12 protein-coding genes are annotated in these 12,383 nt (G+C 62.8%); 4 read left to right on the top strand and 8 right to left on the bottom strand.

The genetic code is table 11. The features are described from left to right. Positions 1 to 94: 94 nt before the first annotated feature. Positions 95 to 1,123, top strand: a complete 1,029-nt coding sequence (gene murB, locus AC3WOG_RS17070; protein WP_492579069.1) for a UDP-N-acetylmuramate dehydrogenase — start codon at positions 95 to 97, stop codon at positions 1,121 to 1,123. Positions 1,124 to 1,205: 82 nt separating this feature from the next. Here murB and AC3WOG_RS17065 read toward each other — a convergent pair whose 3' ends face one another. Together AC3WOG_RS17065 and argF are read right to left on the bottom strand one after the other, a co-directional pair. After that, on the bottom strand, positions 1,206 to 2,432 hold the full coding sequence (locus tag AC3WOG_RS17065; protein ID WP_492579068.1) for an argininosuccinate synthase: 1,227 nt from the start codon (positions 2,430 to 2,432) through the stop codon (positions 1,206 to 1,208). 249 nt (positions 2,433 to 2,681) lie between these two features. Next, positions 2,682 to 3,611, bottom strand: coding sequence for an ornithine carbamoyltransferase (gene argF / locus AC3WOG_RS17060; protein ID WP_341314458.1), 930 nt, complete (start codon positions 3,609 to 3,611; stop codon positions 2,682 to 2,684). A gap of 444 nt (positions 3,612 to 4,055) precedes the next feature. On the opposite strand from argF, the gene AC3WOG_RS17055 reads away from it, so the two are divergent. Beyond that, positions 4,056 to 4,400, top strand: coding sequence for a DUF3579 domain-containing protein (locus tag AC3WOG_RS17055; RefSeq protein ID WP_492579827.1), 345 nt, complete (start codon positions 4,056 to 4,058; stop codon positions 4,398 to 4,400). Positions 4,401 to 4,642: 242 nt separating this feature from the next. Here AC3WOG_RS17055 and rpsT read toward each other — a convergent pair whose 3' ends face one another. Next, complete coding sequence (gene rpsT, locus AC3WOG_RS17050; protein ID WP_341314460.1) at positions 4,643 to 4,921, bottom strand: 30S ribosomal protein S20; 279 nt, start codon at positions 4,919 to 4,921, stop codon at positions 4,643 to 4,645. 503 nt (positions 4,922 to 5,424) lie between these two features. Here rpsT and murJ point away from each other — a divergent pair. Together murJ and AC3WOG_RS17040 are read left to right on the top strand one after the other, a co-directional pair. Further along, positions 5,425 to 6,975: a murein biosynthesis integral membrane protein MurJ gene (murJ, locus tag AC3WOG_RS17045; RefSeq protein ID WP_492579067.1), complete on the top strand. Its 1,551-nt coding sequence runs from the start codon at positions 5,425 to 5,427 to the stop codon at positions 6,973 to 6,975. Between the two features lie 5 nt (positions 6,976 to 6,980). After that, entirely contained in the window at positions 6,981 to 7,823 is an 843-nt protein-coding gene (locus tag AC3WOG_RS17040; RefSeq protein WP_492579066.1) for a SirB1 family protein, read from the top strand. A 97-nt stretch (positions 7,824 to 7,920) separates the two neighbouring features. Here the strand turns inward: AC3WOG_RS17040 and AC3WOG_RS17035 are convergent, their stop codons facing one another. The 5 genes from AC3WOG_RS17035 to lpxK all read right to left on the bottom strand — a co-directional run bounded on the left by AC3WOG_RS17035 (position 7,921) and on the right by lpxK (position 11,976). Beyond that, positions 7,921 to 8,679, bottom strand: coding sequence for a 3-hydroxyacyl-CoA dehydrogenase (locus AC3WOG_RS17035; protein ID WP_492579065.1), 759 nt, complete (start codon positions 8,677 to 8,679; stop codon positions 7,921 to 7,923). Between the two features lie 259 nt (positions 8,680 to 8,938). Continuing rightward, positions 8,939 to 9,604: an adenylate kinase gene (gene adk, locus AC3WOG_RS17030; RefSeq protein ID WP_341314463.1), complete on the bottom strand. Its 666-nt coding sequence runs from the start codon at positions 9,602 to 9,604 to the stop codon at positions 8,939 to 8,941. A 215-nt stretch (positions 9,605 to 9,819) separates the two neighbouring features. Beyond that, positions 9,820 to 10,614 (bottom strand): 3-deoxy-manno-octulosonate cytidylyltransferase, encoded by a 795-nt coding sequence (gene kdsB, locus AC3WOG_RS17025; RefSeq protein ID WP_492579064.1) that lies wholly within the window; start codon positions 10,612 to 10,614, stop codon positions 9,820 to 9,822. Between the two features lie 161 nt (positions 10,615 to 10,775). Then, positions 10,776 to 10,979, bottom strand: a complete 204-nt coding sequence (locus AC3WOG_RS17020) for a Trm112 family protein (protein WP_007180583.1) — start codon at positions 10,977 to 10,979, stop codon at positions 10,776 to 10,778. Continuing rightward, positions 10,960 to 11,976, bottom strand: a complete 1,017-nt coding sequence (gene lpxK / locus AC3WOG_RS17015; RefSeq protein WP_492579063.1) for a tetraacyldisaccharide 4'-kinase — start codon at positions 11,974 to 11,976, stop codon at positions 10,960 to 10,962. The genes AC3WOG_RS17020 and lpxK overlap by 20 nt, the downstream gene beginning before the upstream one ends. Positions 11,977 to 12,383 lie beyond the last annotated feature (407 nt).

The raw sequence follows: 12,383 nt of genomic DNA, 5'->3' as shown, positions 1-12,383 counted from the left end.
GACGTCATTTTACCGACGCCTTTCCCTTTTGCCCAAGACTGCCGCGCATTGTTGTGCGGCCGGGGCCAGACCAAGCCTCATTCCGCTCATTCCGATGCTCCAGTTCGACTCCCCCGCGTTCATTGCCGGCTATCCGCTGAAGGCGCATAACACCTTCGGCTTCGATGTCCGGGCGCGGTTTGCGTGCCGGATCGAGCGCGAAGCGCAACTGATGGCGGCGGTGCGCGATCCGCGTGCTGACGGCTTGCCGCGGCTGGTGCTGGGCGGCGGCAGCAACGTTGTGCTGACGGGTGACTTCGGCGGTCTGGTGCTGCTGGTTGCATTGCGAGGCCGCCAAATCGTACGTGAGGACGCCGCCGCATGGTACGTCGAGGCGGCGGCGGGTGAGCCGTGGCATGACTTTGTCGCGTGGACTTTGGCGCAGGGTCTGCCTGGCCTGGAGAATCTCGCGCTGATTCCGGGCACGGTGGGGGCGGCGCCGATCCAGAACATCGGCGCGTATGGGCTGGAGATGGCCGAGCGCTTTGCGTCGCTGCGAGCGGTGGAGTTGGCGACGGGCGAGATCGTCGAACTCGATGCTGACGCGTGCCGGTTCGGCTATCGCGACAGTTTTTTCAAGCGGGACGGGCGCGACCGTTTCGTGATTACGTCGGTGACGTTCCGTTTGCCGAAGGTTTGGACGCCGCGCGCCGGGTATGCGGATCTTGCGCGTGAGCTGGCTGCGGACGTGCCGCCCACTGCACAGGCGATCTTCGATGCGGTGGTCGCGGTGCGGCGCGCCAAGCTGCCCGATCCGCTTCAACTCGGCAACGCGGGAAGCTTCTTCAAGAATCCGATGGTCGAGGCGGCGCAGTTTGAAGCACTGAAGGTTCAGGCGCCGGACCTCGTGTCCTACCTTCAGCCGGATGGCCGGGTGAAGCTTGCGGCGGGCTGGTTGATCGATCGATGTGGCTGGAAAGGCCGCGCGATAGGCGCAGCCGCCGTGCATGAGCGGCAGGCGCTGGTGCTGGTGAATCGAGGTGGGGCGAGCGGCGCGGAAGTGTTGGCGCTGGCGCGGGCAATTCAGGAGGATGTGCTGGCGCGGTTTGGCGTTGAGCTGGAAGCCGAGCCGGTTTGTTTGTGACGGCGTGATTTGCTTGCCGCGATGAAAAAAAAGCGCCGGGAGAAAACGCCCGGCGCCCTTTTAATGTTAGCTGCCGTGTTGCTCAGCTACGCTGACGACGCGCGTTTTCTGCGATCCGCATGCGCAGCGCGTTCAGTTTGATGAACCCGCCAGCGTCGGCTTGATTGTATGCGCCGCCGTCGTCGTCGAACGTGGCGATGGTCTTGTCGAACAGCGTTTCCTTCGAATCGCGCGCGACAACCGACACGCTGCCCTTGTACAGCTTCACACGCACCCAGCCGTTGACCTTCTCCTGGGTATGGTCGATCAGTACCTGGATCGCGCGGCGCTCCGGGCTCCACCAGTAACCGTTGTAAATCAGCGCAGCGTAGCGCGCCATCAGGTCGTCCTTCAGGTGGGCCACTTCACGGTCGAGCGTGATCGACTCGATGCCGCGGTGCGCCTTCAGCATGATCGTGCCGCCCGGCGTTTCATAGCAGCCGCGCGACTTCATGCCGACGTAACGGTTTTCCACCAGATCCAGACGGCCGATGCCGTGCTTGCCGCCCAAGCGGTTCAGTTCGGTCAGCATGTCAGCCGCCGACAGACGCTTGCCGTTGATCGCAACCGGATCGCCGTGCTCGTATTCGATGTCGAGGTACTCAGCCTGGTCGGGCGCCTGTTCCGGCGACACCGTCCAACGCCACATATCGGCTTCGGCTTCTGCCTTCGGATCTTCCAGGTGACGACCTTCGAACGAGATGTGCAGCAGGTTCGCGTCCATCGAATACGGCGCGCCACCTTGCTTGTGCTTCATTTCGATCGGAATGCCGGCCTTTTCGGCGTACGCGAGCAGCTTTTCGCGCGACAGCAGGTCCCATTCGCGCCACGGTGCGATCACCTTGATGCCGGGTTCCAGCGCGTAGTAGCCGAGTTCGAAGCGAACCTGGTCGTTACCCTTGCCGGTCGCGCCGTGCGACACCGCTTGCGCACCCGTGGCGCGCGCGATCTCGATCTGGCGCTTGGCGATCAGCGGACGCGCGATCGACGTGCCCAGCAGGTACTCGCCTTCATAGATCGTGTTGGCGCGGAACATCGGGAACACGAAGTCGCGCACGAATTCTTCGCGCAGGTCTTCAATGAAGATGTTTTCCTGCTTGATGCCGAGTTGCAGGGCTTTCTTGCGCGCCGGTTCCAGCTCTTCGCCCTGGCCGATGTCGGCCGTAAACGTGACGACTTCGGCGTCGTAGTTGTCCTGCAACCACTTCAGGATGACGGAGGTGTCGAGGCCGCCCGAATAGGCGAGCACGACTTTCTTGATATCGCTCATGGTGAACTCGTAGCTGGAGAAAGCGGGAAAACAGGGCGCACCGGGCGTTCCGGAGCGCGGAAAATCACTATTTTGACACTAAACCGCCGGGCGCCCGCGTTTTTGGGACGGCGCGGTGGTGTAGCCGGGTCTGCTTGCAACTGCGGACCGTGGCCGGATGCGTGGCGCTAGCGTGCTTGCCTTGCCTCGCGTGCCGAGGCATCGCCAAGGCCCCATCGCGCTTCACGCAGATGCTGCGCGATGGCTCGCTTAGTGATTCAGCTTGCCGAGCAGCAGATATTCCATCAACGCCTTTTGCACGTGCAGACGGTTTTCCGCCTCGTCCCACACGACGCTTTGCGGACCGTCGATTACTTCCGCGCTGACTTCTTCGCCGCGGTGGGCAGGCAGGCAGTGCATGAAGAGCGCATCCGGATTCGCGCGCGCCATCATTTCGGCATCGACGCAGAAGTCCGCGAACGCTTTCTTGCGCGCTTCGTTTTCGGCTTCGAAGCCCATGCTGGTCCACACGTCTGTAGTGACCAGATCGGCGCCCGCACAGGCTTCGTTCGGGTCGTCGAATTCCTGATAGAAGGGCGCGCTCCCGGCGGCGACCAGCGCGTGGTCGAGCTTGTAGCCCGGCGGCGTGGACAGGCGCAGCTTGAAGCCGAGAATCTGCGCGGCTTCGATCCATGTGTACAGCATGTTGTTGGCGTCGCCGACCCATGCGACCGTCTTGTCGCGAATCGGCCCGCGATGCTCGAAGTACGTGAAGATGTCCGCCAGCACCTGGCAAGGGTGATATTCGTTGGTCAGCCCGTTGATCACCGGTACGCGCGAATTCTCGGCGAAGCGCTGGAGGATGTCCTGGCCGAACGTGCGGATCATGATGATGTCGACCATGCGCGAGATCACTTGCGCCGCGTCTTCGATCGGTTCGCCGCGGCCGAGCTGAGTATCGCGCGTGCTCATGAACACGGCGTGGCCGCCCAGCTGGAAGATGCCGGCCTCGAACGACAGGCGCGTGCGCGTCGAGTTTTTCTCGAAGATCATCGCAAGCGTGCGGTCGTGCAGCGGATGGTAAGTCTCGTAGTTCTTGAATTTGCGTTTCAGAATGCGCGCGCGTTCCAGCACGTACTCGTAGTCTTCCAGCGAGAAATCCTTGAACTGCAGGTAGTGGCGAATTTTCTTGGCGGTCATGAAACAAATACGGCGGTCTCACCCGGCAGAATTGCCGGACGGCGCCGCCGTCGTTTGTGGTAACTCAAAGCAGCATAAAGGATTTTGCTTCGTTTGACGAGTCGGCCAAAAGGCTGGGTAAGCCCGCTGAAAGGCTCGCTCAACCTTCAGACGGAGCTTGTGTGCGCTGCGGAAAAAGGTCCTCTGCGCTATAATCTGCCGGTTATCCCTAAGCCCAGCAGGCCGGTATTGAGCTTGCGGGACACGGCTCGCGCGGTTCGGAAAGTTTCCTCGTGGTGCGCCGTCATGATGAGCGCCGAGGCGGGTCAACCGGCCTTCGCCGTTTTTGGTGGCGCAGCTCGCCAAAGCGGCCTATACGACGGTGGCGACGTGTTCACGCATCCCAAAAGCCGCTTTCAGTCAGCTTGCCGTCATCCCGCTGGGCAGTCACACAGGTATTCCTACATGGCCGAAGCAGCTCCAACCGAATATTTCATTCAGGGCATCACGTCGACCGGAAAAAAGTTTCGGCCGAGCGACTGGTCGGAGCGGCTCGCAGGCGTGATGTCATGCTTCGGTCCCAGCCCGGGCGGCAAGGGGCCGAACGCCTACCTGCAATACTCGCTGTACGTCCGGCCAACCATGCTCGGCGACCTCAAATGCGTGATTCTCGATTCGCGCTTGCGCGACATCGAACCGATGGCCTTCGATTTCGTCCTGAACTTCGCGAAAGACAATGACCTTGTCGTGACCGAGGCGTGTGAGTTGCCACCTGAGCACGGCACGCAACAACCCAAGAACACGCGTTAAGGCTTGCCGCGGGATCGGCAAAACAAAAAACCCGCCAGCAGCGGGTTTTTTTATGCCTGAAGGAAGCGCTGGCTTTAATGAGCAGCCGGTTGACTCGCGAACATGCGCAGCAGCCAGCTGACTCGCAAGCGGACCCTGATGAGTATCTGGATCAGCAATCCCCAAGCAAAAAAGCCCGCCGAAGCGGGCTTTCATGATGCAGCGGAAACAGGAGGTAGCCCACCGAAGCGGGCTGACCGAATTTACTGCGCTGCGGACGCTTGCAGACCCTTGAGGGCTGCAGCGAGGCGGCTCTTATGGCGAGCTGCCTTGTTCTTGTGAACGATTTTCTTGTCGGCGATGATGTCGATGGTCTTCGACGACGCCTGGAAGATTTCAGCGGCCTTAGCCTTGTCGCCGGCGTCGATCGCCTTGCGGACAGCCTTGATAGCCGTGCGGAACTTCGAGCGCAGTGCCGAGTTGTGCGAGTTTGCCTTGGCGGCCTGGCGGGCGCGCTTGCGTGCTTGTGCGGAGTTAGCCATGACGGTTCCTTATCCTGTTCCTGTTTCCAGTACCTGACCTTCAAGTGGTGAGGCGCTGCTTTGAATCCGAACCCCTGGAAGCGATTGCCCAGGAGCGCAAAAGTGTCGAAATAATCAACGAATCAGTCGATCGAACTACGCGAAGGCGGGCTCGTGTTCCGGTGCGATCAGAGGCCGCTTGGAGCCGACCTGAACCCCATCCGAAAATTGAGCGAGCTTCGAAACCGGCAATTATAGCAACAAAATCAGGCACGTGGCAACGGGCAATGAGCAATCCAGATGCGCCGGCGCGGCGCGCGAAGCCTTGCGTTCCGTAAGCCGCCACTTGCCGCGCGCTTGCCGAAGGCCCGCGATGGGCCCGCAACAGGCGGGCGGACCAGCAAGCCAATCAGCAAAAAAGCCGTCTCGATCGGCCGCCCGATCGAACGTCTGCGGCCTAAATCGGTCCGATTCGCTTCCCGGCTCGTCGTCCGCACGTGCGGCACCCGTATAATAAGCGCCCCATGAATCTATTCCGAGCCCTGCTGACGGTCAGCGGCTTCACGCTGCTGTCGCGCGTGACCGGACTGGCCCGCGAAACGTTGATCGCTCGTGCGTTCGGCGCCAGTCAATTCACTGACGCGTTCTACGTCGCCTTCCGTATTCCGAACCTGCTGCGCCGCATTTCCGCCGAAGGCGCGTTCTCGCAGGCCTTCGTGCCGATTCTCGCCGAGTTCAAGAACCAGCAGGGGCACGACGCCACCAAGGCGCTCGTCGACGCCACCTCGACCGTGCTCGCCTGGGCGTTGGCGATCCTGTCGGTGATCGGTGTGGCGGGGGCGTCGGGCGTGGTGTTCATCGTCGCGTCCGGTCTGGCGCACGAGGGCCAGGCGTACGCGCTTGCCGTCACCATGACCCGCATCATGTTCCCGTACATCATTTTCATCTCGCTGACGTCGCTGGCGTCGAGCGTGTTGAACACGTACAAGAACTTTTCGCTGCCGGCGTTCGCGCCGGTGCTGCTGAACGTCGCGTTCATCGTCGCGGCGGTGTTCGTCGCGCCGCATCTGCGAACGCCGGTCTACGCGCTTGCGTGGGCGGTGATCGCGGGCGGCGTGCTGCAGTTCGCCGTGCAGTTGCCGGGTCTGAAGAAGATCGACATGCTGCCGCGCATCGGTCTCAATCCGCTGCGGGCGCTCGCGCATCGCGGCGTGAAGCGCGTGCTCTTAAAGATGGTGCCGGCGATGTTCGCCGTGTCGGTCGCGCAGATCAGCCTGATTATCAACACCAATATTGCGTCGCGGATCGGTCCGGGCGCGGTCTCGTGGATCAACTACGCCGACCGCCTGATGGAGTTTCCGACCGCGCTGCTGGGCGTGGCACTCGGCACAATTTTGCTGCCGAGCCTGTCGAAAGCGCACGTCGACGCCGATCCGCACGAATATTCGTCGCTGCTCGACTGGGGCCTGCGCATCACCTTCCTGCTGGCCGCGCCGAGCGCGATCGCGCTGTTTTTCTTCGCCGAACCGCTCACCGCGACGCTGTTTCATTACGGCAAGTTCGACGGCCACGCGGTGGTGATGGTCGGCCGCGCGTTGGCGGCATACGGCATCGGGCTGATCGGCCTGATTCTCATCAAGATACTCGCGCCCGGGTTTTACGCGAAGCAGGACATCAAGACGCCGGTGAAGATCGGTATCGGCGTGTTGATCGTCACGCAGTTGAGCAACTACCTGTTCGTGCCGATTTTCGCGCATGCGGGCTTGACGCTGAGCGTCGGGCTCGGCGCGTGCGTCAACGCGCTGTTGCTGTTCCTCGGTTTGCGCAAGCGCGGCATTTATATGCCGTCGAAGGGCTGGCTGAAGTTCTTCGTGCAATTGCTCGGCGCGTGCCTCGTGCTCGCCGGCACGATGCATTGGCTGGCGATCAGCTTCGACTGGATCGGCATGCATAGCCGGCCGGTCGACCGCATCGTCTTGCTGGGCGCGTGCCTCGTGCTGTTTGCCGCGCTATATTTCGGTATGCTTTGGCTGATGGGCTTCAAGTACGCGTATTTCAAAAGGCGAGTGAAGTGATCACGATGACGCGAGTTCTCGACTATTTCAGCACGCTCGTCGCCGAAGACGATAGCCTGCCGCTGACCGAGGCGGCGCTCTCGCTCGCGCAGGATGCTTATCCCGACCTCGATCTGCAAGGCACCTTGGCCGAGATCGACGAGTTGGTGGTGCGTCTTCAGCGCCGCATGCCGGACGATGCCGACATCAGGCAGAAGGTCGGCATCCTTAACCGGTTTTTCTTCCGCGAGCTCGGTTTCACCAGCAACCTCAACGACTATTACGATCCCGACAACAGCCACCTGAACGCGGTGCTGAAACGTCGCCGCGGCATTCCGATTTCGCTGGCGGTGCTGTATCTGGAGATGGCCGAGCAGATCGGCATTCCGGTGCGTGGCGTGTCGTTTCCCGGCCACTTTCTGCTGCGCGTGACCACACCCGATGGCGACGTGATGCTCGATCCGACCAGCGGCCATTCGCTCTCCGAATCGGAGATGGTGGAAATGCTGGAGCCGTATGTGGCGTCGGCGGGCGAGTCGGTGAGCAGGGCGCTGCACATGCTGCTGCAACCGGCAACGCGTCGCGAGATCATTGCCCGCATGCTGCGCAATCTGAAATCCACTTATCTTCAGACGGAACGTTGGCAGCGCCTGCTGGCGGTGCAGCAGCGTCTCGTGATCCTGTTGCCGGAAAGTATCGAAGAAGTGCGCGACCGTGGCTTCGCCTATGCGAGGCTCGATTATCTGCGCCCGGCACTCGAGGATCTCGAGCGGTATCTCGGCGACCGGCCGGATGCCGAGGACGCGACGGTGGTGGAGTCGCAATTGCACGAGTTGCGTCAACGCACCCAGCACGACGATCGCGACTGAAAAGCGGTCCCGAACAAAACAAAACGCCTGCACATGATTCATGCGCAGGCGTTTTTCATTGGCGCGGCCGCGTAAAAGCGGCGCACGGCATGCATCGTTACTTGGGCTGCATGCGGATCGCGCCGTCCAGACGAATCACTTCGCCGTTGAGCATCGGATTGTCGAAAATCTGCTTGGCCAGCATCGCATACTCCGCCGGTTTGCCCAGACGCGGCGGGAACGGCACCATTGCGCCGAGCGCGTCCTGCACTTCCTGCGGCATGCCGAGCAGCATCGGCGTTTCGAAGATGCCCGGTGCAATCGTCATCACGCGGATCGCATTGCGCGACAGGTCGCGTGCGATCGGCAGCGTCATGCCGACCACACCGGCTTTCGACGCCGCGTAAGCCGCCTGGCCGATCTGGCCGTCATACGCGGCCACCGACGCCGTGTTGACGATCACGCCACGCTCGCCATTCGCGTTCGGTTCGTTCTTCGACATTGCCGCGGCGGCGAGCCGGATCATGTTGAAGGTGCCGATCAGGTTGATCGAGATGGTGCGCGCAAACGAATCGAGCGGATGCGGACCATCCTTGCCGACCGTCTTGACGGCCGGCGCGACACCCGCGCAGTTAACGAGGCCGCGCAGCGTGCCGAGCTTCGTGGCAGCTTCGACCGCTTGCGTTGCGTCTTCTTCGCGGCTCACGTCGCATTTGACAAACACGCCGCCGAGCTCTTTCGCGAGCGCTTCACCTGCATCCTGGTTCAGATCGGCGAGCACCACCTTGCCGCCGTTTTCGACGAACAGGCGCGCGGTAGCGGCGCCGAGGCCGGATGCGCCACCGGTGATCAGGAATACGTTGTCACGAATCTCCATGTCTTCTCCTTTGCTTCAGTTCGGTAATGTCGAGATCGAATATTTTTTCGATAAACGATTGTAACGACTATGTTGCAGCGCGGAAAGCGGCGCGGCGGCGGGCGTATCGGCTCAGCGTTTCCCATCCGTGAACAACCGCTACGGATGGCTAAATAATGCTGAGCGTGGCGTTCGGCGGTGAGCGCAAGGCACGCGGCCGGCAATAAAAAAACCCGCCGAAATGGGCGGGTTTTTTTTAACAGATCACGCAAAGGCGAATTTACTTCAATGCATCGAACGCACGGGCGCGAATTTCTTCGACCGTGCCGAGGCCCGAAATGCGCCGGTACTGCGGCGCCTTCAGCGGCGACGACGGGTCGCCGTTCTTCGCCCAGTTGTTGTAGTACTCGATCAGCGGCTTGGTCTGCGCAACGTACACGTCCAGACGCTTCTTGACTGTTTCTTCCTTGTCGTCGTCGCGCTGGATCAGCGGCTCGCCCGTCACGTCGTCCACGCCTTCGACCTTCGGCGGGTTGAACTTGACGTGGTACGTGCGGCCCGACGCGGCGTGCGAGCGGCGGCCGCTCATACGCACGATGATCTCGTCGAACGGCACGTCGATTTCCAGCACGTAGTCGATCGCGACGCCGGCCTGCTTCATCGCTTCAGCTTGCGGGATCGTGCGCGGAAAGCCGTCGAACAGATAACCGTTCGCGCAGTCCGGCTGCTGCAGACGTTCCTTCACCAGGTTGATGATCAGCTCGTCCGTGACCAGTTCACCAGCATCCATGAAGCGCTTTGCCTCGATGCCAAGCGGCGTGCCTGCCTTGACGGCCGCACGCAGCATATCGCCGGTGGAAATTTGCGGAATGCCGAACTTTTCCTTGATGAAGTTTGCCTGAGTGCCCTTACCCGCTCCGGGAGCACCCAAAAGGATCAAACGCATGTGATATCTCCAGATCTATGTGAATTCTTTGGCGGCGCTGTAGCCATCCCACGATTCGTCCGGGGACCCGCATCGGCTGCCGCGGCGCGCCTCGCGCCGCGCGTCGAGAACGACGGCGCTGCAAGACGACGACGGCGCGACCGGGTGCCAACCCTGACTCTCGCTTTTAACGGGAGGCGCGCAGAACCGTCTGATTATGCCATGGGTTTTTCTGCTCAAGCCCCGAATAAAGCCTGCACGCGCGCCAGATCGGCGGGTGTGTCGACGCCGGGCAGCGGCACGTCCTGGGTGACGAGCACCGCGATGCGCTCGCCGTGCCACATCGCGCGCAGTTGTTCGAGCGCTTCGGCCTGCTCGATCGGCGAGATCGCGAGACTCGGGTAAGTGCGCAGGAATTGGGCGCGATATGCATACAGGCCGATATGCCGGTGGACGGCCGCGGATGCGGGCGGCGCGGGCATTGTGGCCACATTGGGCCAATACGGTTGATACGCGTCGCGTGCCCACGGAATCGGCGCGCGCGAGAAATACAGCGCGACGCCGCGCGCATCGAGCACGACCTTGACGACATTCGGATTGAAGATTTCGGCGGGGTCGGTGATCGGGTGCGCCGCGGTGGCAATCGCGCAGCCGTGGCTGGCCGCGAGGTGCGACGCAACGCCGCATACCAGCGCGGGGTCGATCAGCGGTTCGTCGCCCTGCACGTTCACGACGATCGTGTCGTCGCTCCAGCCGAACCGCGCCGCCACTTCCGCGAGACGGTCGGTGCCCGACGGATGATCGGCGCGCGTCAAGACGGCTTCGAAGCCGTGCTCGCGGGCCACGTCGAGCACCGCTTGCGCGTCGGAGGCGATCAGCACCTGTTGCGCGCCCGATTCGCGCGCGCGCTCGGCGACCCGCACAACCATTGGTTTGCCGCCGATGTCGGCGAGCGGCTTGTTGGGCAGACGCGTCGAGGCGAGCCGGGCGGGCACGACGGCGATGAACGGGGGAGTGGTGGCGTTGGTCATCGGAAAGATGAGCGGCGATGAAACTGGAAGAAAGCGCCCGCGATTGCACCGCGAGCGCTAACAGGAAAGAACGCAAATGCCGAACACAAATGCGGCAAATGCGGCAAATGCGGATCGGAAGCGCGGGGTTGTCGGAATGCAGCAACGCCGCGTGGGCAAACTCAGGCGACGGAGCCAGGATTCAGGTCGACGGGCGTGCCTTCAACGGTTTGCCGCGCTTCGTCCACGAGCATCACGGGAATACCGTCGCGGATCGGATAGGCGAGCTTGTCGGCATTGCAGATCAGTTCCTGCGCCGCGCGGTCGTAGCTGAGCGGGCCCTTGCAGATCGGGCAGACGAGGATTTCAAGCAGGCGAGCGTCCACGGACTTTCTCCACAACTAATGCAATGAGGCGATGATCGAGCGCGGCTTCGACCGGGACAACCCAGATGCGCGCATCGTGCCAGGACCCTAATTTTACCGCATCCTTTTCCGTAATCAGGATGGTATCGGCGTCCACGTCTGTAAAAGGATTGCGCTCGAACGCGTAGTGATCCGGCAATGCGCGGGTAGCGGGCGTGAGACCGGCGGCGCGCAGCGTCGCGAAAAAGCGCTCCGGCGCGCCGATGCCGGCGGCCGCCAGCACGCGATCGCCGCTGAACTGCGCGAGAGGCCGGCGCAGAGCCGGATTGTCGAGGTGCCAGGCGTCGGCGGGCGCGAGTTGCAGCGCGAAGGTGTTCGGCCACGCGGGCAGCGAGCGCGCATACGGATCGTTGATCAGCGTCGCATCGCGGCGGCGCGACAGCGGCTCGCGCAGCGGGCCGGCCGGCAGCAGAAAACCATTGCCGCCGAGCCGATGATCGAAGACCACCAGTTCGGCATCGCGTGCGAGGCGGTAATGCTGCAAGCCGTCGTCGCTGACGATCACGTCGACCTCGCGATGCGCGGCGCACAGCGCCTGGGCGGCTGCGACGCGGTCCGGGCAGACCCACACCGGTGCGCCGGTGCGGCGTGCGATCAGCAGTGGTTCGTCGCCGCCGACGCTCGCCGCCGACGCGGACGTGACCGGCGTCGGCGCCTTGACGCGCGCGCCGTAGCCACGCGACACCACGCCGGGCGTAAAGCCGGCCGCGCGCAACGCTTCCACCAGCGCGATCACGGTCGGCGTCTTGCCGGTGCCGCCGACGGTCACGTTGCCGACCACCACCACCGGCACGCCGATGCGCACCGATTTCAGCCAGCCGAGCGAGAAGGCGGTGCGGCGTGCGGCGGCAATCGCGCCGAACACGCACGCGAAAGGCGTCAACGCCCACGCGAGCGGGCCGCGCTGCTGCCATTCGCGTGTAAGTCGAGCCTCGAGACGGTTGGTCAGATCGCTCATCGGCAAGCCGCCGGGACGTGCGACGCGCAGCAGCGCACCAGAAGTGGCCGGGGCGGTGGCGCAGAAGCGCAAGGCGCGATACACGGGGCAAGCATCAACGCGGTTCTCCGGGCAATCGAAAAGGCAGTTGAAAATGAGGCGGCGGCATCCGACGCCCAGCGTCCGACACCGTCAGCAGTGTGCCGCAACGGCGAGCGCTGCGGGGCGTCCCGCGCGCCGTCGAACCCGCCACTCTAGCGCGCGGGCGTCCCGCGCGGCAAGTCGCGCGCCGAGCGTCGCACGGCGAATTGACACTTTTGGCGAGGCGCGCAGCCTGTGGATAACTTTGTGGAGAACCTGCCTTCCGACAGGCTGGGAAGGCCGCTCCGAGCGCTCCGTATCGGCAATCATTCTCTTTAACGAGATAT

Source organism: Paraburkholderia sp. FW306-02-B (assembly GCF_058782725.1).
This window is presented reverse-complemented; position numbering and strand designations above follow the sequence as displayed.

What these genes read in the sequence shown, in the direction of transcription:
- murB (WP_492579069.1), top strand. Translation starts at nt 95, where the DNA reads ATGCTCCAGTTCGACTCCCCCGCGTTCATTGCCGGCTATCCGCTGAAG.
- AC3WOG_RS17065 (WP_492579068.1), bottom strand. Translation starts at nt 2,432, where the DNA reads ATGAGCGATATCAAGAAAGTCGTGCTCGCCTATTCGGGCGGCCTCGAC.
- argF (WP_341314458.1), bottom strand. Translation starts at nt 3,611, where the DNA reads ATGACCGCCAAGAAAATTCGCCACTACCTGCAGTTCAAGGATTTCTCG.
- AC3WOG_RS17055 (WP_492579827.1), top strand. Translation starts at nt 4,056, where the DNA reads ATGGCCGAAGCAGCTCCAACCGAATATTTCATTCAGGGCATCACGTCG.
- rpsT (WP_341314460.1), bottom strand. Translation starts at nt 4,921, where the DNA reads ATGGCTAACTCCGCACAAGCACGCAAGCGCGCCCGCCAGGCCGCCAAG.
- murJ (WP_492579067.1), top strand. Translation starts at nt 5,425, where the DNA reads ATGAATCTATTCCGAGCCCTGCTGACGGTCAGCGGCTTCACGCTGCTG.
- AC3WOG_RS17040 (WP_492579066.1), top strand. Translation starts at nt 6,981, where the DNA reads ATGACGCGAGTTCTCGACTATTTCAGCACGCTCGTCGCCGAAGACGAT.
- AC3WOG_RS17035 (WP_492579065.1), bottom strand. Translation starts at nt 8,679, where the DNA reads ATGGAGATTCGTGACAACGTATTCCTGATCACCGGTGGCGCATCCGGC.
- adk (WP_341314463.1), bottom strand. Translation starts at nt 9,604, where the DNA reads ATGCGTTTGATCCTTTTGGGTGCTCCCGGAGCGGGTAAGGGCACTCAG.
- kdsB (WP_492579064.1), bottom strand. Translation starts at nt 10,614, where the DNA reads ATGACCAACGCCACCACTCCCCCGTTCATCGCCGTCGTGCCCGCCCGG.
- lpxK (WP_492579063.1), bottom strand. Translation starts at nt 11,976, where the DNA reads ATGAGCGATCTGACCAACCGTCTCGAGGCTCGACTTACACGCGAATGG.